The sequence below is a fragment of the Lactobacillus kimbladii genome (genome assembly GCF_000970755.1).
Taxonomy (GTDB): Bacteria; Bacillota; Bacilli; order Lactobacillales; family Lactobacillaceae; genus Lactobacillus; species Lactobacillus kimbladii.
The window spans coordinates 1-689 of record NZ_KQ034015.1 but is presented as its reverse complement, the minus strand read 5'-3'; the positions used below and the strand labels follow the sequence as shown (position 1 = coordinate 689).

The 689-nt window shown below is 49.2% G+C and carries 1 protein-coding gene; it reads left to right on the top strand.

The annotated features are described in order from the left end of the window. A partial coding sequence (locus tag JF75_RS09970; protein WP_046333024.1) for an IS3 family transposase occupies window positions 1-689 on the top strand: 689 nt, incomplete at both ends.

The window sequence follows — 689 nt, the reverse complement described above, 5'->3', positions numbered from 1 at the left end:
CAGGCGGAAAAAATACAGCGATCTGGCTTTACTGTCGCTGATTAAAGTGGTTAAAAGGCATAATCCCAGCTTCGGCTACCTGCCCATGACTGACACGCTAAAAATCAAGTACGGCTTGCAGGTGAACCATAAACGCATTTACCGCCTGATGAAGGAGCACAAGCTGCTGGCCCGCAAATACAACTTGCGTGCAGGCAAGTATGATTCATCAAAAGGTCCGCAAGGCAAGAAGGCGAAGAACCGCTTCCACCAGAAGTTTAAGACCGATCGGCCCTACCAAAAGGTAGTCACCGATATCAGCGAGTTTCGCTATGGCAATAAGAGCATGAGCCAACGGTTATATTTCTCGCCCTTTAAAGATCTTTACAGCGGTGAAATCATCAGCTACACCATCAGTCAGCGGCCGCAGACCAAATATGTTCTAGATGGACTCAAGCAGGTTTTGGCGATCCGGCCCAAACTGCCTTACCGCATGACGATTCACAGCGATCAGGGCATTCAATACCAGTCCAAAGCATATTGTCAGACCCTAAAACAGCACCACGTTTTTCAAAGCATGTCGCGACGGGCGACCTGCCGCGACAATGCGGCCTGCGAGAGTCTCTTTCACATCATGAAGGTTGAGCTAGACTACTACACCTATACCTATCCTACTAAGAAGGCGCTGCAGGAGGCCATGGAAAAATGGA